Here is an 18,047-nt window from a genome sequence, read left to right as displayed (position 1 = left end):
TTTTTGGGGAGAGGCACCATGATCCGTACCGTTCTTTGCTCACTTGCACTTGTTTGTGTGGCATCTGCCAGCCTTGCATGCAGCGGGCATTCCAAACAAACGCAATCCTGCGCACCCGGCACAACCTGGGACACTGAAACGCAAAGTTGCGCGAAATCCGTCAACAGCTGACAAATTTCTGTCCGACTTGTGAATAAAAGCAACCGTTCCACTGTTAGCTTTTTTGTAGATCGCACTATGATTTTGTGAGCAGCCCCGAGAACGGAGTAAGAATATGCGCCTTTTGTTAGCTTCAGCCCTCGCTTTGCAGGCCTTCGCCTTTGCCCCGGTGGTCCACGCCGCAGGCGGCGACAGCAGCAGCCCGCCGAAACCGACGAATACGACCAAGAAATGTTTGTTCGGTCGGGTCTATGACGAAGCCAGAGGCCGGTGCGTCAAACCCAACAAAACCAACCTGTCAGAAGATCAGCTTTACGACGCCGTCCGCGAACTGGCCTATGACGGGCAATACGGGCACGCGCAGGATATCCTGCGGATCATGGATCAGGACGATGACCGTGTGCTGACCTATTGGGGCTTTACCTACCGCAAGATGGGCGATCTGGAGCTGGCGAACGTCTTTTACCAGAATGCCATCAATGCCAATCCCGACAATCTTCTGGCGCGCAGCTACATGGCGCAAGGATTTGTAACCGAAGGAAAAACCGATCTGGCAATCGAGCAGTGGCGCGAGATCAAGGCCCGCGGCGGCGAAGGGACCTGGGCCGAGACGTCTCTGCGCAAGGCCATCCGGACAGGGTTGACCTACAGCTACTGAGCTTCAGGGTTATTTAACCCAACTCCCGTTAATCTGCCCGTGGTTCGGAAAACTTGGCACTACGGGCAGATGCAGGACACAAACGCTTTGATACAAATGGCAAATGGGGGGTCAGCGCCGCTTGCTGCGGGGGATGACGGCGCGCCGCAAGTTGTTCCGCGAACATTGACCGGCCGGCAAAAAGCGGCCGTTGTCGTGCGCCTTCTGTTGAACGAAGGCGCCGATATTCCACTTGAGGAATTGCCCGACGACCTGCAAGAGACATTGACCCATCAGCTTGGGCAAATGGGCCTTGTGGATCGGGCAACTCTGGGCGCGGTGGCCCAGGAATTCAGCGAAGCTCTGGACAACATCGGGCTGGCATTTCCGCATGGGCTTGCAGGTGCATTGGATGCGGTGAACGGAAAGATCGCACCATCGACAGCCGCGCGCCTGCGCAAGCTTGCCGGGGTGCGCCAGATCGGCGATCCATGGCAACGCCTGCGTGAGGTATCCGTTGAGGATCTTGCCAAAATGGCCCAGGCGGAAAGCACCGAGGTGGCGGCCGTCATGCTTTCAAAGATGGATACCGCACAGGCGGCGCAGATGCTGGCCCATATGCCGGGCCCGGTTGCGCGGCGCATTACCTATGCCATCTCGAAAACAACAAATGTCACCCCCGAAGCGGTTGAACGTATTGGCTGGTCGCTGGCCGCGCAACTGGATCAGCGGCCTGCTCAGGCTTTCGACAATGGTCCCGACGCACGCGTGGGCGCGATCCTGAACCAGTCGGCGGCCGCAACACGCGACGACTTGTTGAACGCATTGGACGAGGACGACGCCGAATTTGCGGATCTGGTACGCCAATCGATCTTCACCTTTGCCCATATCCCAAACCGTATCGCGACCCGCGAAGTTCCCGCCATCCTGCGTGAAGTGGAACAGCCGGTTCTTGTCACCGCATTGGCAGGTGCCGCCGCAGATGATGACAAGGCCTCCGTTGAATTCATTCTGTCAAACATTTCGTCCCGCATGGCCGATAATCTGCGCGAGGAAATGGCCGAACGTGGGCGCGTCAAACAATCGGAAGCCGAAGATGCCATGACACAGGTCGTGGCCGCCATTCGCGTTCTGGTCGATGCAGGTTCCATTGTTCTGATCGAAAACGATGACGAGGAAGATGCAGCCTGACCCCGCGAACCCACGGGTATTGCGCGATCCGGCCACCTGCTGCGGGTTCAGGTTTTCCGCCCGTCTGGGCGCTTGAGCTTGCAGGCATCGGGCTGTATGTCTTCCTCAGCAATTCGCAACACGCGGTGAGACACCTCCATGCCCGTTGAAAAGTCGGAGCTCAGCCGGTTTGAGCTTGGGAAATACTATGTCGCCAACCTGTTTCTGCAGGGGGTCATCCGCGTTATGCGCATGCTTCCCTATGAGCGGCGTATTGCAACGATGGGGGCCATCGTGCGGTTTCTGGCACCTGTCGTCGGGTTTCGCAAACGTGTCCGTCGAAATCTGAAGCTGACTTGCCCGGACTTGCCTGAAGCCGAAGTCAGGCAGATCTGCCGCGATGTGCCGGACAATGCCGGTCGTGCGATCATGGAACATTTTTCTCCGGAAGACTTTATCGAACGGCAGAGCAAGGCCAAGATTTCTGGGCCAGGTATCGCTGCATTAGACGCGGCTGTTGCCGAGGGGCGTCCGGTCATGATGATTACGGCGCATTTCGGTCACTACCTTGCAGCGCGCATCGCCTTGCAGACATACAGCGGTCAGCCCATCGGCTGCCTGTATCGGCGGATGGCCAACCCGTATTTCAACGACGCTTATGTCGAAGCCTTCTACAAGACAGGCGCCCCGATGTTCGAACAGGGGCGGCGCGGAATGGTCGAGATGGTACGCTCGTTGAAAAAGGGCGGGATCATTGCCATCGTTTCCGATCTTCATGCAATGGGCGGTGAGGAACTGATGTTCTTCGGCAAACCCGCCGTGACATCCGTGCTGAACGCCGAGTTGGCCATCAAATACAATGCCGAGCTGATTCCGTGTTACGCGGTGCGTCAGCCCAACGGTATCGATTTTGAGATCGTTCTGCACGAACCGGTTCCGCACACGGACCCTAAAACCATGACCCAGTTCACCAATGACGATCTGGAAAAGATGGTGCGGCAGCATATGGGGCAATGGTTCTGGATTCACCGTCGCTGGAAACATTGGAACGGGTTGGGCATCAAACCGGAAGAAATGCCCTGATCACTTGACCCGGGTGGCGGCAACAATCGGCCCTTCCCCGGCCCTTTGAACCAGAACGACTGCCGGCAGGTCCAAACCAAGCTGAACCGTGAATGATTGCGATGCAGTTCCATCCCATTGCCCCGCAATCTGCCAGGCCTCAACGACATTGGCATAGTCCAGCTCGTGCCCGGCCAGCTCTCCACGACGGATCGAAGCGTGACGCATGGGAGAATACTGAACCACATGCACGTCATAGGTATCGCCTTTCGGCAACTCGACGGGCGTCACATCCACTGTCACTTCATCGGCTGAGCGCACGGCCGTCACAAGCGCTTCGGGCGCTGCTTTCAGATGCGCTTCGATCAATCGATCAAGTTCACGGGATTGCGCCCCGACGATGTCGTGCTGCCCGTTGATCACCATCTGCGGGGTATAGATCATGGAACGCCCCCCCTCGCGGGCATAAGCCCGCTGCCGAAGCGTATGATCGGGGTTCGCATATTCGTCCTTCCACCCGATATAGTCCCAGTAGTCGACATGCAAAGCGAGCCCTATGACGTCGTCGCGCTTGGCCAAATCATGCATGATCCGATCCGCCGGCGGGCAGGATGAACACCCCTGAGACGTGAACAGCTCGACCACAACCGGGTCTTCCTCGGCCGCGACCTGTACCGCCACAAGGCAGGAAAACACGGTGGTCAAGGCAATGGATCTGAACATGAGAACTCTCGGGTTGAGTGGTTGGATCTCAGGGATAGCTGCTTCGACACTCAACAGCCAATCAAGGTTTCTTGAGGCTTTGATACATTCCCTCCGCGAAAAAGTGTACAATAGTATACAAAATTGCCTCTCATCGCGTGTTCAGCCTTGAACACGGGGGCTTGGTGATGCAGATAACACTCAGCAAATCCTAATATCCAAGTCATTTGAGAGGGAGGCCACAGATGCCCATCAAAGTCGGACAGGATACCGCCAAAACGCGCCGCAGCCTGAGCGTGAATGGTAAATCCATTTCCTATTATTCGATCCCCGCCGCGCAAGAGGCCGGTCTGGGCGATTTCTCGAAACTGCCTGCCGCACTCAAGGTGGTGCTGGAAAACATGTTGCGGTTCGAGGATGCCGGGTTCTCGGTCTCGGTCGATGACATCAAGGCCTTTGCCGAATGGGGGGCCAACGGTGGCAAAAACCCTCGTGAAATCGCCTATCGCCCTGCCCGCGTACTGATGCAGGATTTCACCGGCGTTCCTGCCGTTGTGGATCTGGCTGCGATGCGTGATGGCATCAAGGCGCTGGGCGGCGACGCGCAAAAGATCAACCCGCTGAACCCGGTCGATCTGGTCATCGACCATTCGGTCATGATCGACGAGTTCGGCAACCCGCGCGCGTTCCAGATGAATGTGGACCGTGAATATGAACGCAACATGGAACGGTACCAGTTCCTGAAATGGGGTCAGGGTGCATTCAACAACTTCCGCGTTGTTCCCCCCGGCACAGGTATCTGCCACCAGGTGAACCTTGAATATCTGGCCCAGACCGTCTGGACCGACACCGACCAGAACGGTGAAGAAGTCGCCTATCCCGACACGCTGGTCGGCACCGACAGCCACACCACCATGGTCAACGGCATGGCCGTGCTGGGCTGGGGTGTCGGCGGGATCGAGGCCGAGGCCGCGATGCTGGGTCAACCGATCTCGATGCTGATCCCCGAGGTCGTGGGCTTTGAGCTGACCGGTGATCTGGTCGAAGGCACCACCGGCACCGACCTGGTTCTGAAGGTCGTGGAAATGCTGCGCGAAAAAGGCGTTGTCGGCAAGTTCGTCGAGTTTTACGGCGAAGGCCTGGATCGTCTGCCGCTGGCCGACCGTGCGACCATCGCCAACATGGCCCCGGAATACGGCGCGACATGCGGCTTTTTCCCGATTGACGGCGAAACGCTGCGCTACATGCGCAACACCGGCCGCGACGAGGATCGCATCGCGCTGGTTGAAGCCTACGCCAAGGAAAACGGTTTCTGGCGCGATGAAAACTATGCGCCGATCTACACCGACACCCTGACCCTGGATATGGGCACGATTGTTCCGGCAATCTCGGGGCCCAAACGCCCGCAGGATTATGTTGCGCTGACTGACGCCAAGGCCGCTTTCGCCAAGGAAATGGCCGAGACCTTCAAGCGTCCGATGGGCAAACAGGTCGAGGTCAAAGGCGAAAACTATGGCATGGAATCGGGTAAGGTCGTGATCGCCTCGATCACGTCCTGCACCAACACGTCGAACCCTTACGTGATGATCGGAGCGGGTCTCGTGGCGCGCAAGGCAGCCGCGCTGGGGCTGGATCGCAAGCCTTGGGTCAAAACCTCACTGGCACCGGGGTCGCAGGTTGTGTCCGCTTACCTCGAGGCCGCAGGCCTTCAGGAGGATCTGGACAAGATCGGCTTCAACCTCGTCGGATACGGCTGCACCACATGTATCGGCAACTCGGGGCCGATCCAGAAAGAAATCTCGGAGGCCATTGCGGAAGGCGATCTGGTCGCCACTTCGGTCTTGTCCGGCAACCGCAACTTCGAAGGCCGCATCTCGCCCGACGTGCGCGCAAACTATCTGGCTTCGCCGCCTCTGGTCGTCGTGTACGCCCTGGCAGGCACCATGGACATCGACCTGACATCCGAACCGATCGGTCAGGACAAGGACGGCAACGACGTCTATATGAAAGACCTTTGGCCGACGCAGCAGGAGGTCGCGGAACTGGTCGAACAGACCGTCACGCGCGAAGCGTTCCAGTCGAAATACGCCGACGTCTTCAAAGGGGACGAGAAATGGCAGTCGGTCGAAACCACCGATGCGGAAACCTATGACTGGCCGCCGACTTCAACCTATATCCAGAACCCGCCCTATTTCCAGGGCATGGGCCCCGAACCGGGCACGATTTCCAACATCGAAGGCGCCAAGGTTCTGGCCATTCTGGGTGACATGGTCACGACCGACCACATCTCGCCCGCGGGGTCATTCGCGACGACCTCGCCCGCAGGCCAGTACCTGATTGAACGTCAGGTTCAACCGCGTGAATTCAATTCATATGGTTCACGTCGCGGCAACCACGAGGTGATGATGCGCGGCACATTCGCCAACATCCGCATCAAGAACGAAATGCTGGACGGCGTCGAAGGCGGTTACACCAAAGGCCCGGACGGCGAACAGACGTCAATTTATGACGCCTCGATGGCCTATCAGGCGAACGGCACCCCGCTTGTGGTATTCGGTGGCGAGCAATATGGCGCAGGCTCAAGCCGCGACTGGGCGGCCAAGGGCACGGCGCTGCTGGGCGTCAAGGCCGTAATCGCCGAGAGCTTTGAGCGTATCCACCGTTCGAACCTTGTTGGTATGGGTGTCATTCCGTTCGAGTTCACAGGTGGCGACACCCGCAAAACCCTGGGGCTGAAAGGGGATGAAACCGTTTCGATTCACGGGCTGGATACGATCGAGCCGCTACAGGAAGTCCCCTGCACGATCGTTTATGGCGATGGAACCGAAAAGACCATCACCCTGAAATGCCGCATCGATACCGCCCCCGAGATTGAATACATCGAAAACGGTGGCGTGTTGCATTACGTCCTGCGCAATCTTGCGAAGGCGTCATAACCAATAGCAAAGCGTGCAATTCAAACCCCCGGCACCCGCCGGGGGTTTTTTTGTATTCTGGTCATTCATTCGAAAACCTGAAACTGTTGGGCAAGGTCATCAACGGAAAACCAAACGCCATGAAGAAACCCAACGCCTTGCTGGTATGTTCGCTCAGCGTAATTGCCGTGATCGGGATATGGGGTGTCGTGGACATTCAAAGCCTGGTGACCTGGGCAAGCGGCATCGTCCAGCAGACCTTCCACAGCCGCGGCTGGTTCGTGATGCTCGCCGCTTCGGGCATGTTGATCGGATGCCTGTTTCTGGCGTTTTCACCCTATGGAAACATTCGCCTCGGCCGGGATGACGAGGAACCCGAGTTTTCCACCGCCACATGGATTTCAATGTTGTTCTCCGCCGGTATGGGCGTCGGCCTGCTGTTTTGGGCGGTGGCAGAGCCGCTGACCCATTTCAATTTCATCTCCGGCATGGCTCCGGATTTCATCGCGGCGCAGCAGGCCATGCTGGCGACAAATTTCCATTGGGGGCTGCATGCCTGGGCGATTTATGGCTCCACCGCGCTGACGATTGCCTATTTCAGCTTTCGGCGCGGTACCGGGATGATGGTCAGTGCGCCGATCAAGAACCTGTTTCCCGGTGAACGCTGGGCTGAACGCGTCGGGTGGCTTTCGGACTTCATGGCGATCATCGCCATATCCATTGGTGTTGGCGGCTCCATGGCCATGGGCGTGTTTCAGGTGGCTGACGGCATCGCAGTGCTGGGCGGTCGGGAAACGGTCGGCGCCCTTTTGATTGGTGTCGTGTTTCTGGCAATGGTTGCTGCGTATATCCCGGCACTCATGATCGATCTGGGCCAGGGCATGGCGCGCCTGTCCAATGCCGCCATGCTGATCGCAATCGGCCTTGTTGCCTACACGGTGGTCCTTGGCCCCACCGAATACCTTCTGAATACCATCGTTCAGGGGTTCGGCGACTATGTCACCAATGTCATTCCCAGGGGATTTCAGACCTTTACGTTCTTCAGCGATGACGTCACCAGATGGTTCAGCGACTGGACCCTGACCTACATGGTCTGGTGGATTGCCTGGGGCCCGTTCGTGGGCGTCTTTGTCGCCCGCATCTCTCGCGGTCGCACGATACGGGAATTCGTGATCGGCGTCCTGTTCGCCCCCACGCTGTTTTCAATCCTCTGGTTCGGTGCCTTTGGTGGCATTGGCCTGTTCGAGGCACTCAATGGTGCGGGCGAATTGCTGGCCTATACGCAGACAAACATCGAACGCGTAACCTTCGCCCTGCTCGACCGACTTCCACTTTCCGTAATCACCACGCTTGCAACGGTGCTGGCCGCCTTTCTGTTCATCGTGACCAGCGTCGTAAGCGCAGCCTTTGTTCTGGGCACCTTCTCGACGGGCGGGGACGAGAACCCCCCGCCGCGTGTGCGTCTGATCTGGGGGGGATTGCTGGGACTGCTGAGCGTTGCAATGATCCTTTCGGGATCCGTGGACTCGGTTAAGATCCTCATCTCGCTTGGCGCATTGCCCTTTGTCTTCATTTCGGTCCTGCTGATGGTTTGCCTGTTCCGCGGGCTCAGAGAGGAGGGCCAACGCAATGCTGATCGGTGATCTCACGGACACATTGATGAACCTTGTCACCTTCGCGTTCATCGCGGCAATGCTCTGGATATTGCTGCGCAAGTGACCGCATTCCGGCAGCGCAAAAATCAACGTTGAATCCTGGGCGCTTTGCCGGTCATCTGAGTTCATGGAAAAAGTTGCACTCATAACCGGCGGTGCCCGTGGAATTGGGCGGGCAATAGTCGAAGACCTGCGCGGTGATCACCATGTCGCCTTCACCTGGTTGGCCAGCCACCCCGATTCTGAAGTGCTGAAAGGCGACGTTCTGGCGATTCAATCGGACCTTACAAAAGACAACCAACCCGCCCGGGTGGTCGAAAAGGTCATCGATCACTTCGGGCGACTGGACGTGATCGTGAACAATGCCGGTCTTGTTCGCTCCACTCCTAAACAAGAGTTTCAGGCCGAGGACCATCGCGCCATTCTTGACCTCAACGTGCTGGCCCCCGCCGCGTTGCTTGCTGCGGCATTGCCGCATCTGAAACGCGGCGCTTCGATCGTCAGCATCTCATCGATGAACGCAACATTGCCACCGCGCGACGCCGCGACCTATGGGGCAAGCAAGGCCGCGCTGAACCTCTGGACGCGCGCCATGGCGAAAGAACTTGGCCCGGACGGAATCCGCGTCAACGCGGTTGCGCCGGGTGCCATCAACATCCCCGAAGCCCCCCGTCCTGACGATCTGACATCGCTATTCGTCAAGGAAACGGCGCTGGGCCGGATCGGAACTCCGGAAGACATTGCCAGGGTCGTTCGGTTTCTGGCCTCGGACGCGGCGGGATTCGTAACCGGAGAGGTTCTGGGCGTGACCGGAGGCTATCGCTTGTAAGATAGCTTAAACCTCGTTTTTCAAATTGCTCAACCGCCCGCAGCCTTTTCCAACGCCGGACGCAGAGTGTTTTCAATCACACGCTGCGTAATCGGGCCGGCAAAGCGCAGAATGATCATGCCGTCGCCATCAACCACATAGGTTTCGGGAACGCCGTAAAGGCCCCAATCCAATGCCATGCGCCCCTTTTCATCACGTCCAATCGCGGCGTAGGGATCGCCAAGTTCGGTCAAAAAGGCTTGGGCGTTGTCCAGCTGGTCTTTGTAGTTGATGCCATAGACCGGGATGCCTTCGGCGGCCAAGGCCTCCAGATTGGGATGCTCGGCACGGCATGGCGCGCACCAGCTGGCCCAGTAGTTGACCAGCTTGACCTCTCCATCCCGCAGCGTGGCATCATCAAACAGCTTCTTTTCCGGGAACTCGCTCAGAACCACGGGCGGAGCCGGTTGACCTTCGCGGGCAGAGGGCAACGCGTTGGGGTCTTCACGGAACATACCGATCCCGGCCAACACGGCGAAAGCGCCAAAAATCAAAGGCGGCGCGATCATCAGGGGCGATATCTTAGCCATTTCGCGAAATCCTTTGTTCGATCTTTTCCATTTCAGTGCGTACCTTGCGCCCTCGCATCACGCTGAAAACGATCAATGCCACCAGCAGCACGATGGTCACGGCATAAGACGACAAAACCGCGTCAGCATATTTTCCGAGATCGGGTATCATCCGCCCACCCTTTCCCGCGCCTGCAACGCCTTGATGCGCCGCGCGCGGATTTCAGTTCCGGTGCGGTACAGCACCAAAGCGATGAACAGCAGCACAAATCCGATGATGCACAGCAACAGCGGATAGAAGTATATATTGCTGACTTTTTCTTCCGTATCGGCCCCGGTCACGGCTGCCGCGCGCATGACCGATGCGCCCTGATGCAGGCCCTGGTTCCAGAAGTTGACCGCATATCGGCTGAGCAGCGCAAACACGGATCCGACCAGACACAGAACCGAAGTCAGGTCCGCCGCAGTGTCCGGATCCTCGATGGCTTCCCACAATGCGACATAGCCAAGATAGAACAGGAACAGGATCAGAAACGACGTCAGGCGCGGATCCCACGCCCACCAGGTGCCCCACATGGGCTGTCCCCAGATCGCCCCGGTCAGCAACGCAATAAGGGTCATCACGATCCCGATCGGCGCAGCCGCCCGTGCCGCCAGCGCGCTGACATGATGACGCCGCACCAGCCAGACCAGAGAAGTTGCCAACATCATCAGCCAGCAATTGATCGCCATCAGGGCCGCCGGGACGTGCAGATAGATGATCTTGACCGTCGACCCTTGTTTGTAGTCGTCCGGCGTGAAGAAGAACCCCCAGACTAGCCCGACGACGATGCATAAGATCGAGACAATCCAGAAAAACGGCAGGACACGTTCACTGGATGCAAGAAACTTGCGCGGGTTGGCGTATTCCCAGAGGGCATTGGCTTTGGCTGCTATCGACATGGGCCCTATCTAGTCCGAGTTGGGGGTTTTCTCAATTGACATCAGTCAAAGTTGGGACGGTTCACCGCAGATTGATACGTAACACAGCCGCACTGGCAAAGGGCAACAACGCGATAGTGGCCGCCGTGATCCCCGCCAGCATCAACAACGGCGTCTGCACGTCCATCCCCGTTGCCCCACGCCGGGCGACCTCGGCCCCGAAAATCAGGGTGGGGACGTAAAGCGGCAACACCAGGAGCGACAACAGCAACCCGCCGCGCTTGAGACCGACAGTCAGGGCAGCCCCAAACGTTCCGATCACGCTCATGGCCGGGGTGCCGATCAGCAGCGAGATGACAAGCCAGAAGAACCCCTGCGCAGGCAGGTTCAGCAAGACCCCCAGAAAAGGTGCGGCCAGAACCAAAGGCAGGCCTGTGGTCAGCCAGTGGGCCAGCGCCTTGATGGTCACGACTGATTCCAGTGGCAGCGGCGCTGTGGCCAGCAGGTCCAGTGACCCGTCCTCCCAGTCCAGCGCCAGAAGACGGTCAAGAGACAGCAGGCAAGCCAGCAACGCCCCCAGCCAGAGCACACCGGGCGCAATGGTGGACAGCAGTGACGATTGTGGCCCCACTGCAAATGGCACCATCAAGGTCACGATCAGGAAAAAGGCCAATCCCAAACCAAATCCGCCGCCCGCACGGAAGGCCAGTTTCAGGTCGCGCAGCAGAAGGGCGATCACAGGAAGCCTCCGTCGAAATCGTCAATGGGTTTGGGTTTGGCCTTGTTCGGGCCGACGTCCAGAACCTCGCCATCCAGACCAAGGTCGATATGGGTCGCGATCAGGGCTGACCCACCCTGCCCCAGATGCGCGCGGACTGCATCGGCGAACATCTGCACCGCATTTCTGTCCAGAGAAACGGTCGGCTCGTCCAGCATCCAGATCGGCCGCCCGGTGACCAGCATGCGTGCCAGCCCCAGCCGCCGTTTCTGACCTGCCGACAGGTTCCCTGCATGGCGATCCGCCAGCTCGTTCAACTGGAACGCGTCCAGCGCCGTCTGGATGCCGTTGGTGCCAAAAACAGAAGCCCAGAACGTCAGGTTCTCGGATACAGTCAGCGTCGGTTTCAGCCCGTCCGAATGGGACGCATATGCAATCTGGTCTTCCGCGCCCTGGATCTGACCCTTCAGCGGCGGCTGCAACCCGGCCAATGTGCGAAGAAGGGTCGTTTTACCGATCCCGTTCGGCCCACGCAGAATCAGCGCTTTGCCAGGAGGCAGCTGAAAGCTGAGATGCTCCAGGACGGGAATGCCACCACGGGTGATCGACAGGTCGGTTACAATCAGAGTCATGAGACCCGCTTATCGGAATGTCATCAGAGGCAAAAGGTGGGATTTGCCGCAGTTCGGTTGTGGGAGCTCTGAGCAGAGAGGTCCGAGTGAGGGGCCAGCCCCTCACACACCCCGGATATTTTCAGCCAGATGAAGTGATCCCGTCAGACCGGGATCAGAGCAAGCGCTATTCGGCGACCTTCAGAGAGCAAGACATTGTAGGTGCGGCACGCAGCCGGAGAATTCATGATTTCGACGCCGACACCGGCACTCTCCAGCTGGGTGCGCAAAGACTGGGGAATGTGGGCCATGTCTTTGCCCGTACCGACAAGCAGAACGTCAATTCCATCGGCCAACTCCAGAAGTGGCTGCGCATCTTCATAACCGCCCCAGGTGGCAGGTCCTGCGGGGCCGGTCAGAACTGCGCCTTCGAACACATCACCGCCGATGCGGAAAAACCCGGGGCCATAGCCATCAACCGGCTTGGCATCCGAAAACGTAACTTGGTTCAGGCGCATTCCTTCCCTCCTTCAATCCAGGATCGGCAAGCCGGAAACGACTGCTATCAGAATGACCGAATAAGCCGCAGCGCGATAGATCCGTTCGAGCTTTGGATCGAACAGAGCCTTGCCGATCAGTGTCGTGCTCAGATAGGGCAAGCCCAGCAGCAGGACAATCCAAAGGATCGACAGATCCGCAGCGCCTCCGATCAGGATGCTGAAGACGATGGCCACGTCCAGCAAAGCCAGAAAGATGATCGTGTTGGCACGAATCTTGCGTACGTCTGAAGAGCTGGCCAGATAGAATACGATAACGACCGGGCCGGTCAGTCCGGTCATGCCGCCGATCACGCCTGCGCTGCCTCCGATGGCCAGCCGTCCCGGCACACCCAGCCGCCCCTGCCAGCGCCAACCAGTGACGATCGCCAACAGGGTCACGCCGGTGATACCGCAGGCAATCCAGCGCAGAACGACCGTGTCGGCCTGTGCCATGACCCAAAGGCCAAGCGGCACGGTTAATGCCGCTGCAACGCCCAAAGTGCTGATTTCAGTCTTGTCGCATTCACGCCATGCCTGCGGCGCCAGCGCAAAGGTCGATACGATCCCGGTAGCCGCCATCAGAAAGACGACATCGGCAATCGGCAGAAATTGAGTGGCCACCGGAACAAAGATCATCGCGGTGCCAAAACCAGTGAAGCCGCGGACAAGTCCCGCGGCTCCGATGGTAAGAACCAACCAACCCAGCCCCGGCAGGGACAAGGCCTGTTGCAACGCCTCAGGCATCAATATTGGCAAACTGGTTGCCCGCCGTGTTCGACGGCTTGGACCAGTCGCGCTTGACCCCCAGCCACAACAGGATGGTCGAGGCGACGAAGACCGATGAATAGGTGCCCACGATCACGCCCCAGATCATCGCGAATACGAAGCCGCGGATCACATCGCCGCCCAGAACATAAAGTGAGATCAACGCCAGCAACGTGGTGACCGAGGTCATCACCGTCCGGCTGAGCGTCTCGTTGATCGAAATGTTCAGCACCTCTTTGAGGTCTTTCTTTTTGTACTTCCGCAGATTCTCACGCACCCGGTCGAAAACGACCACGGTATCGTTCAGCGAATAACCGACGATGGTCAGAAGGGCCGCGATAATGGCCAGGTCAAACCGGATTTGCAGTTCCGAGAAGATGCCGATGGTCAGGATCACATCGTGAACCAGTGCCGCCACGGCCCCCAGCGCGAACTGCCATTCGAACCGTAGCCAGATATAGACAAGCACCGCGCCAATCGCCAAAGCCACCGCGATGACGGCGGTCTGGATCAACTCGCCCGAGACCTTGGGGCCCACGGATTCTACGGAGACGAACTGAATATCAGGTATTACCTGCTGCAACGCGTCCTCTACGGCGGTGATGGTCGCTGCTTCGACAGCCTCGGCATCTTCCTGCGCCTGGATGCGGATCATCGCAACGTTTTCGTCATCCGCAAAGGTTGGATCGAAAATCTCGGTGATGGTCACATCGCCCAGTTCCAGCGGGGCGATGGCATCTCGGTATGTGCCCACATCGATCTCGACCGCGCTTTGCGTCCGGATCGTCGTGCCACCCCGGAAATCAATACCGAAATTCAACCCTTGCAGCATGAACGAGGTGAAGGCAATCACCATCATCAGGCCGGAAATGCCCAACCAGACCTTCCAGCGGTTGAAGAAATCGAACGAGGTGTTCTGGGGTACGAGTTTCAGTCTCATGTCAAACCTCGATCGTTTTCGGACGGCGGCGTTCGAACCACATCACGACCATCAGGCGCGTCACGAAGATCGCGGTGAAGACCGAGGTCAGAATGCCGAGGCCCAGAGTGATTGCAAAGCCGCGCACCGGGCCACTGCCCATGGCAAACAGGATCACGGCGGTGATAAATGTGGTCACATTCGCATCCAGAATGGCAGACAGCGCCTTCTCATAGCCCAGTTCGATTGCACGCGCCGGACCTTTGGCGGATTTCAATTCCTCGCGGATACGTTCAAAGATCAGCACGTTGGCGTCCACCGCCATACCGACAGTCAATACAATCCCCGCGATACCCGGCAGGGTCAAGGTTGCTCCGATCACGGACAGCAGACCGAACAACAGGCCCACATTGATGATCAGCGCGATGTTGGCGAAGATCCCGAACAGACCATAGCTGAGCGCCATGAAAACCAGTACTGCCACAAAGGCCACGATTGTGGCGACTTTGCCCGCGTCGATACTGTCCTGCCCCAACTCGGGTCCGATGGTACGTTCTTCGAGGAATTCCAAACCGGCTGGCAGTGCGCCCGCTCGCAGCAGGACGGCCAGGTTGGTGCTTTCCTCAACCGTAAAGTTGCCGGTGATGATGCCCGAGCCGCCCGGAATATGACTTTGGATCACGGGGGCCGAAATTACCTCGTCGTCCAGAACGATGGCAAAGGGGGCTCCGATATTGTCGCGGGTGTAATCCCCGAATTTGCGCGCACCAGACGTGTTGAACCGGAAATTGACCGCGGGGCGACCGTTTTGGTCGAATGCGGGCTGCGCATCCACCAGTTCCTCTCCGGTAACGACTGGAGCGGACTCAATTGTGTAGTAAACACCGCTTTCGTCAATCGACGGCACGATTTCTTCGCCGATGCCTGCAACGGCATCCGGATCGGTGCCGCGTCCGGCAACCGGGTTAAAGGTCAGTTGCGCCGTCGTGCCGATGATCTCTTTCAACTCACCCGCGCTGCCGATGCCAGGCACCTGAATCAGGATACGATCGGCACCCTGACGCTGAATGGTCGGCTCTCGGGTGCCCACTTCGTCGATCCGGCGGCGGATGATTTCCAACGATTGACGCACTGTGCGGTCGTCTGAGGCCAGTTTTTCTGCCTCGGACAACTGAACGACAATCGTGTCGCCTTCGGCACGTGCCTCGATATCCGTTGCCCCGACACCTGTCAGGGTCTGCACTTGACGGGCAAGACCGCGCACGACCTCCAGTGCCCGCGCCATGCCCTCAGGCTGGCTGATGCGCACGCGAATCTCATCTGGGGCCGATTCCTGACGGCGGACCGTCCCAACGGTCGAACGCTCATCGCGCAGGGCGTCACGGATATCTGGCCACATCGCCTCCATCCGGGATTCGTAGACGTCCTGCACCTGAACTTCGGCCAACAGATGTGCACCGCCGCGCAGGTCAAGGCCCAGATTGACCAGTGACGAGGGCAGCCAGTTCGGCCATTGCCCCGCCTCGGCCTGCAACTCGGGCGTGTCCACGCCCAGTTCGATCGCGGCTTTGGCGTCGTTTGATTGCTCGACCCGTGTGTAAAACGCATTTGGCAGGGCCATGATCAGGCCAGTCACGCAGACCAGCCAGATCAGAACCCGCTTCCAGGTATCAATGTGCAGCATTACCCTGCCTTTTCAAGGATTTGTAAGGTGGTGTTATTTCGCGGGTTCGGTTTTGTTCAGAACCTGAGCGATGGTCGATTTGACGACACGCACTTTGACACCTTCGGCGATCTCGACTTCGATCTCGTTTTCGCCTTCCTTGACCTTCGACACTTTGCCGATCAGCCCGCCTTGGGTGACAACCTGATCCCCCCGACGCACGGCATCGACCATGGCCTGATGTTCCTTCATTTTCTTCTGCTGCGGACGGATCAGCAGGAAATACATGATCGCAAAGATCAGGATAAGCGGGAGAAACTGGGCGATTGCGCCACCTTCCATGGGATATTCCTTTGTTCAGATCTTGCGGCACCGTTCCGCAAATTTTGCCGGAACCTATGCTTTGAAATGCGCGTTTGCAAGCAAAGGTGGTCATGTGATCGGCCGCAACCTGACAAAGGTGCCACATGAACCGGTCAATCGTTGCAGATATGTCCTATGCAGATATCTCAATTTGGCTATAGTCGAACATCAGGGGGGGGCAATGAGAGCTAGATACAAACCATTCCAATCGTTGACGCTTTTGCTGTCTGTGCTGACCTTGCTCCTGTGCCTGGCCGCACCGGTGAAGGCCCAGGAATTGCCTGCCGAAGCCACCGAACCCGAAGCGGAACAAACCGAAAGTTTCAAGGCACCCGTCATCGTGGACGGCGACATGTTGTTCTTCCTGCGCGGCTCCAGCGCCCTGCCCGCGCCGGAACGTGCCGAAAGCGTGCAGAACAAGATCATTGAGGTGGCCGAAGCCTCGGAAAGCCCCACGGTCGACATCACCTTTGAAGAAACCGACCTGGGTATACGCATTCGCGCCGACGGTGAAATCGTATCGATCGTTACAGTTGCAGACGCCGAACTGGACCAGATGGAGCTGGATGTCCTCGGCTTCTTGCATGGTCAGGCCATCGAAGAGGCCATCCTTGCCTACCGCTCCAACCGTACAGATCAAGCCCGGGTATCCGGAGCGATTGAAGCCGCCGGATGGACCTTAGGCTTTGTCGTCTTCGTGCTGGTTATCCTTTGGCTGCACCGGCGGATCAGGCGGCGCACTCTGAAACTGGTAAAGCGTTATTTGAAGGATGTCGAAACGGCGACGGCCAAAAGCGTTCAGGCCGAAGCAATCGCAGCCCTGATCCGATACGGGCTGAATTTTGCCCTGTTGGTCATCTTCTTTCTCGGCTTCTACTACTACCTGTCCTTCGTTCTACTGGCCTTTGCGGAAACACGCTATTTCGCGCAACTGCTGCTGACCTATCTGACAGAACCGGTACTGCTGATATTCAAGGGAATACTCAGCTATATCCCAAACCTGATTATGCTCAGCCTGATCGCATGGGTCACGTTGTACATAATCAAGGGCATGCGCGTGTTCTTCGACGCGGTCGAAGCCGGTTCGTTCGAAATGGGCGATTTTGAAAAACACTGGGTCAATCCGACGTTCAACATCGCTCGGGTTATCGTGATTCTGATCGCGCTCGTCTTTGCCGTTCCCTACATTCCCGGTTCGGATTCGGCCGCCTTCCAGGGTCTGACCATTCTGGTCGGCGCCATGCTGTCGCTGGGTGCCAACTCGGTCGTGTCCAACATGCTGGCAGGGCTTTTCGTGATCTATCGCCGTTCCACGTCAATTGGCGACCGTATTCAGATCGGAGAGCATATCGGCGACGTGGTTCAGATCAAACTGATGGAGACGCATCTGAAATCCATCAAGAACGAGCTGATTTCGATCCCGAACGCCCAATTGATGAATTCGGACGTCGTGAATTTCTCGAAGAAGACCGATGGCAGTGGGTTGCTGCTGCACACGACGGTTGGCATCGGATATGAAGAACCGCCCGAAAAAGTCGAAGCGATGCTGATCGAGGCGGCCAACCGCACCAAGGGGATCAAGGCCAAGCCTGAACCTTTCGTGTTGTGGACGGCGCTGGCCGACTACGCCATCAATTATCAGATCAACGGTTACACCACCCGCGGCAGCATCATTCCGAAAATCCGCTCGGACCTGCATCGCAACATTGTCGCCGTTTTCAACGAGAACAAAGTGCAGATCATGACGCCATCTTACATGGCTGATCCGCCAGAACCAAAAATCCCGACCGAGGACTGGGACGGACATCTGGCACATGAAACCCACGACGAGGCCGATAAGTCGTAACCGGCGCTACACCCTGCCCCACAGA

Annotated in this window: 18 protein-coding genes; 7 read left to right on the top strand and 11 right to left on the bottom strand. The window is 58.0% G+C overall.

Annotated elements, in window-relative coordinates; all coding sequences use genetic code 11:
* Nucleotides 1-274 precede the first annotated feature (274 nt).
* The 3 genes from GOW60_RS02190 (at nt 275) to GOW60_RS02180 (ending at nt 3,049) form a co-directional block, all read left to right on the top strand.
* Nucleotides 275-817, top strand: a complete 543-nt coding sequence (locus GOW60_RS02190; protein WP_171228075.1) for a tetratricopeptide repeat protein — start codon at nt 275-277, stop codon at nt 815-817.
* A gap of 96 nt (nt 818-913) precedes the next feature.
* Nucleotides 914-1,987, top strand: a complete 1,074-nt coding sequence (locus GOW60_RS02185) for a flagellar motor switch protein FliG (protein WP_254443836.1) — start codon at nt 914-916, stop codon at nt 1,985-1,987.
* Nucleotides 1,988-2,125: 138 nt separating this feature from the next.
* On the top strand, nt 2,126-3,049 hold the full coding sequence (locus GOW60_RS02180; protein ID WP_171228073.1) for a lysophospholipid acyltransferase family protein: 924 nt from the start codon (nt 2,126-2,128) through the stop codon (nt 3,047-3,049).
* Here GOW60_RS02180 and GOW60_RS02175 read toward each other — a convergent pair whose 3' ends face one another.
* Entirely contained in the window at nt 3,050-3,751 is a 702-nt protein-coding gene (locus GOW60_RS02175) for a thioredoxin family protein (protein ID WP_171228072.1), read from the bottom strand. It abuts the gene before it with no gap.
* Nucleotides 3,752-3,975: 224 nt separating this feature from the next.
* On the opposite strand from GOW60_RS02175, the gene acnA reads away from it, so the two are divergent.
* The 3 genes from acnA (at nt 3,976) to GOW60_RS02160 (ending at nt 9,129) form a co-directional block, all read left to right on the top strand.
* Entirely contained in the window at nt 3,976-6,666 is a 2,691-nt protein-coding gene (gene acnA / locus GOW60_RS02170; protein ID WP_171228071.1) for an aconitate hydratase AcnA, read from the top strand.
* Between the two features lie 119 nt (nt 6,667-6,785).
* A complete protein-coding gene (locus GOW60_RS02165) occupies nt 6,786-8,288 on the top strand; it encodes a BCCT family transporter (RefSeq protein WP_171228351.1) in 1,503 nt (500 codons plus the stop codon).
* Between the two features lie 139 nt (nt 8,289-8,427).
* Nucleotides 8,428-9,129: an SDR family NAD(P)-dependent oxidoreductase gene (locus GOW60_RS02160; protein WP_171228070.1), complete on the top strand. Its 702-nt coding sequence runs from the start codon at nt 8,428-8,430 to the stop codon at nt 9,127-9,129.
* Between the two features lie 29 nt (nt 9,130-9,158).
* On the opposite strand, the gene GOW60_RS02155 is transcribed toward GOW60_RS02160, so the two are convergent.
* The 10 genes from GOW60_RS02155 to yajC form a co-directional block, all read right to left on the bottom strand.
* Nucleotides 9,159-9,698 (bottom strand): DsbE family thiol:disulfide interchange protein, encoded by a 540-nt coding sequence (locus GOW60_RS02155; protein ID WP_171228069.1) that lies wholly within the window; start codon nt 9,696-9,698, stop codon nt 9,159-9,161.
* The gene (ccmD, locus tag GOW60_RS02150) at nt 9,691-9,849 is read right to left on the bottom strand and encodes a heme exporter protein CcmD (RefSeq protein WP_171228068.1); all 159 of its coding nucleotides are present in this window, start codon (nt 9,847-9,849) and stop codon (nt 9,691-9,693) included. The genes GOW60_RS02155 and ccmD overlap by 8 nt, the downstream gene beginning before the upstream one ends.
* Nucleotides 9,846-10,619, bottom strand: a complete 774-nt coding sequence (locus tag GOW60_RS02145) for a heme ABC transporter permease (protein ID WP_171228067.1) — start codon at nt 10,617-10,619, stop codon at nt 9,846-9,848. Before GOW60_RS02145 ends, ccmD begins: the two co-directional genes overlap by 4 nt.
* 61 nt (nt 10,620-10,680) lie before the next feature.
* Nucleotides 10,681-11,337: a heme exporter protein CcmB gene (gene ccmB, locus GOW60_RS02140; RefSeq protein WP_171228066.1), complete on the bottom strand. Its 657-nt coding sequence runs from the start codon at nt 11,335-11,337 to the stop codon at nt 10,681-10,683.
* Entirely contained in the window at nt 11,334-11,948 is a 615-nt protein-coding gene (gene ccmA / locus GOW60_RS02135) for a heme ABC exporter ATP-binding protein CcmA (RefSeq protein ID WP_152458363.1), read from the bottom strand. The genes ccmB and ccmA overlap by 4 nt, the downstream gene beginning before the upstream one ends.
* A gap of 143 nt (nt 11,949-12,091) precedes the next feature.
* Nucleotides 12,092-12,445 (bottom strand): Mth938-like domain-containing protein, encoded by a 354-nt coding sequence (locus GOW60_RS02130; protein ID WP_152458364.1) that lies wholly within the window; start codon nt 12,443-12,445, stop codon nt 12,092-12,094.
* A 12-nt stretch (nt 12,446-12,457) separates the two neighbouring features.
* Entirely contained in the window at nt 12,458-13,210 is a 753-nt protein-coding gene (locus tag GOW60_RS02125; protein ID WP_152458365.1) for a sulfite exporter TauE/SafE family protein, read from the bottom strand.
* Nucleotides 13,203-14,171, bottom strand: coding sequence for a protein translocase subunit SecF (gene secF / locus GOW60_RS02120; RefSeq protein ID WP_171115306.1), 969 nt, complete (start codon nt 14,169-14,171; stop codon nt 13,203-13,205). Before secF ends, GOW60_RS02125 begins: the two co-directional genes overlap by 8 nt.
* A gap of 1 nt (nt 14,172) precedes the next feature.
* Nucleotides 14,173-15,834, bottom strand: coding sequence for a protein translocase subunit SecD (gene secD, locus GOW60_RS02115; RefSeq protein ID WP_171228065.1), 1,662 nt, complete (start codon nt 15,832-15,834; stop codon nt 14,173-14,175).
* 33 nt (nt 15,835-15,867) lie between these two features.
* Nucleotides 15,868-16,155 carry a preprotein translocase subunit YajC gene (gene yajC / locus GOW60_RS02110; protein WP_152458368.1) on the bottom strand — a complete coding sequence of 96 codons (288 nt, stop codon included), beginning with the start codon at nt 16,153-16,155 and terminating at the stop codon, nt 15,868-15,870.
* Nucleotides 16,156-16,357: 202 nt separating this feature from the next.
* On the opposite strand from yajC, the gene GOW60_RS02105 reads away from it, so the two are divergent.
* Nucleotides 16,358-18,022: a mechanosensitive ion channel family protein gene (locus GOW60_RS02105; RefSeq protein ID WP_171228064.1), complete on the top strand. Its 1,665-nt coding sequence runs from the start codon at nt 16,358-16,360 to the stop codon at nt 18,020-18,022.
* The last annotated feature ends 25 nt before the right edge of the window (nt 18,023-18,047 follow it).

This window comes from Ruegeria sp. HKCCA4008, assembly GCF_013033125.1.
Classification (GTDB): domain Bacteria; phylum Pseudomonadota; class Alphaproteobacteria; order Rhodobacterales; family Rhodobacteraceae; genus Ruegeria.
This window is presented reverse-complemented; position numbering and strand designations above follow the sequence as displayed.

Excerpts from the sequence above, each read along its gene's own strand:
- GOW60_RS02130 (WP_152458364.1), bottom strand. The coding sequence starts at position 12,445 with ATGCGCCTGAACCAAGTTACGTTTTCGGATGCCAAGCCGGTTGATGGC.
- GOW60_RS02105 (WP_171228064.1), top strand. The coding sequence starts at position 16,358 with ATGAGAGCTAGATACAAACCATTCCAATCGTTGACGCTTTTGCTGTCT.
- GOW60_RS02125 (WP_152458365.1), bottom strand. The coding sequence starts at position 13,210 with ATGCCTGAGGCGTTGCAACAGGCCTTGTCCCTGCCGGGGCTGGGTTGG.
- secF (WP_171115306.1), bottom strand. The coding sequence starts at position 14,171 with ATGAGACTGAAACTCGTACCCCAGAACACCTCGTTCGATTTCTTCAAC.
- GOW60_RS02160 (WP_171228070.1), top strand. The coding sequence starts at position 8,428 with ATGGAAAAAGTTGCACTCATAACCGGCGGTGCCCGTGGAATTGGGCGG.
- GOW60_RS02145 (WP_171228067.1), bottom strand. The coding sequence starts at position 10,619 with ATGTCGATAGCAGCCAAAGCCAATGCCCTCTGGGAATACGCCAACCCG.
- GOW60_RS02175 (WP_171228072.1), bottom strand. The coding sequence starts at position 3,751 with ATGTTCAGATCCATTGCCTTGACCACCGTGTTTTCCTGCCTTGTGGCG.
- GOW60_RS02155 (WP_171228069.1), bottom strand. The coding sequence starts at position 9,698 with ATGGCTAAGATATCGCCCCTGATGATCGCGCCGCCTTTGATTTTTGGC.
- secD (WP_171228065.1), bottom strand. The coding sequence starts at position 15,834 with ATGCTGCACATTGATACCTGGAAGCGGGTTCTGATCTGGCTGGTCTGC.
- GOW60_RS02165 (WP_171228351.1), top strand. The coding sequence starts at position 6,786 with ATGAAGAAACCCAACGCCTTGCTGGTATGTTCGCTCAGCGTAATTGCC.
- GOW60_RS02185 (WP_254443836.1), top strand. The coding sequence starts at position 914 with ATGGCAAATGGGGGGTCAGCGCCGCTTGCTGCGGGGGATGACGGCGCG.
- GOW60_RS02180 (WP_171228073.1), top strand. The coding sequence starts at position 2,126 with ATGCCCGTTGAAAAGTCGGAGCTCAGCCGGTTTGAGCTTGGGAAATAC.
- acnA (WP_171228071.1), top strand. The coding sequence starts at position 3,976 with ATGCCCATCAAAGTCGGACAGGATACCGCCAAAACGCGCCGCAGCCTG.
- ccmD (WP_171228068.1), bottom strand. The coding sequence starts at position 9,849 with ATGATACCCGATCTCGGAAAATATGCTGACGCGGTTTTGTCGTCTTAT.
- ccmA (WP_152458363.1), bottom strand. The coding sequence starts at position 11,948 with ATGACTCTGATTGTAACCGACCTGTCGATCACCCGTGGTGGCATTCCC.
- yajC (WP_152458368.1), bottom strand. The coding sequence starts at position 16,155 with ATGGAAGGTGGCGCAATCGCCCAGTTTCTCCCGCTTATCCTGATCTTT.
- GOW60_RS02190 (WP_171228075.1), top strand. The coding sequence starts at position 275 with ATGCGCCTTTTGTTAGCTTCAGCCCTCGCTTTGCAGGCCTTCGCCTTT.